Annotated in this window: 2 protein-coding genes; both read right to left on the bottom strand. The window is 46.3% G+C overall.

Annotated features, from left to right (window positions below):
* A partial coding sequence (gene ssb, locus ACRCYC_RS17925; protein ID WP_438620471.1) for a single-stranded DNA-binding protein occupies positions 1–254 on the bottom strand: 254 nt, incomplete at its 3' end.
* 85 nt (positions 255–339) lie between these two features.
* On the bottom strand, positions 340–1,266 hold the full coding sequence (rdgC, locus tag ACRCYC_RS17920; RefSeq protein WP_438620470.1) for a recombination-associated protein RdgC: 927 nt from the start codon (positions 1,264–1,266) through the stop codon (positions 340–342).
* Positions 1,267–1,500: the final 234 nt, after the last annotated feature.

The raw sequence follows: 1,500 nt of genomic DNA, 5'->3' as shown, positions 1-1,500 counted from the left end.
CGAGTTCGCAGCTTTCCTTCGATATACACTTTTGAACCTTTGGCCAAAAAGTCTCGCGCTACTTCTGCCAGACGGCGATAGATAACCACTCGGTGCCACTCGGTGGCTTCTTTTTTATCGCCGGTATTTTTATCGCGCCAGCTTTCTGAGGTTGCCACACTCAGGTTAGCTACGGCTGTGCCTGATGGCGTGCTTCGGAAGTCTGGATCTTGTCCAAGATTACCTACGATGATGACTTTGTTTATTCCACGCATTGCGTCTTTCCTGTTCTGTAATTAATTTGCCTGTCTTTTCACCGCTTCAGGCTCGGCGGGGCTGCAGCAAGACCAGTGCGCAGACTTATGCCGGTTGGCATTCTTTTTCAGGCTCAGACTCTTGGCTGGCCTCATCATCACGTTTAAATAGTTTCAGGAAGTCGCTCATCATGTGGTCGAGCAGGGTGGATTCGTAATTCAGGCTATCCACATATTCCATGTCATCGTTCAGCCCGAACACTTTGATTTTTTGCAGCTGATATTTTTTATTCAGCATGAATTGAACTGCTTCATCGCGATAGATGATCTCGATTTTCTCTACTTCAAAACCAAGATCGATATTCTTGACCAGCTCGCCATGCGCAATCAGATCTTCTACGTTGTAGCTAATGCACATAGAGTCTTTCTTGAGTAACACTTGGCTGCTGGCGCTGAACGGGCTCATGATGTTTTCACCGGTATCAATGTTATGTTTCAGCATTGAAGTGATGCCCTTGCGGAAACCATTGATGTAAATTGTGCTGGCGGTTAATGAGTCAACCAGATTGACCAGCATTGCCGATGCGCGGCGGCTGCGGAATGTATTGATGGTGCCAACAAAAATAAAGTTTTCAGTTACTAAAATTGGCACATATGATTGGTCGGTTGGTGCCTTTTTGGTGAGTGTAATAATCACCTCATCCCGAATTTCAATCATCTCTTTGCGCGTAATGGGTTGATTGGCCCCGCGCAGCTTATATATTTCAGCCAGCTTAGCTTCGATCTCCGCTTTCACCTGACGCGCCACAACGATTTTTTCTTCTATGCAGACACGCAGCAAGTAGCCGCCATGAAACTTGGTAACCAGTGCGCCGCTTTCTGCGTCATTAACGAAGCCGCATGCCACTGCCTGCGTGGTGCCGAGTTCCATTGGTTTAAAAATCAGGTCTGGGTTTTTATCAATGGCGCTTTGAATAATTTCCACTGGTGGCATTTTCGCGTTAATAACGCAGGCGTTATGAATTACTTGCATGATTTAACCTTCCTCAAGGTGAGTTAATCCGCAGCGCGTGAGCACTGTTTATTTAAAAATTAATTTGGTTGTTACATGAAATTTATTTAGCTGGCTTGAGCAGCACTAATTGCCATTTTGAATGTTACCCACGACAACGCATCATCTTGCTGAACGCTAACCCTTCTATCCCCAACCGCCCAAGTTACGGCGTGTTTTCCGCCAGGGAAAGTGAATGCAACGCTGGCTGGGGCA

It is taken from the genome of Paraclostridium sp. (assembly GCF_051657365.1).
Lineage (GTDB): Bacteria > Bacillota > Clostridia > Peptostreptococcales > Peptostreptococcaceae > Paraclostridium.
Note: the sequence above shows the minus strand (reverse complement) of the source record. Positions and strands in the feature narration are given on the sequence as shown.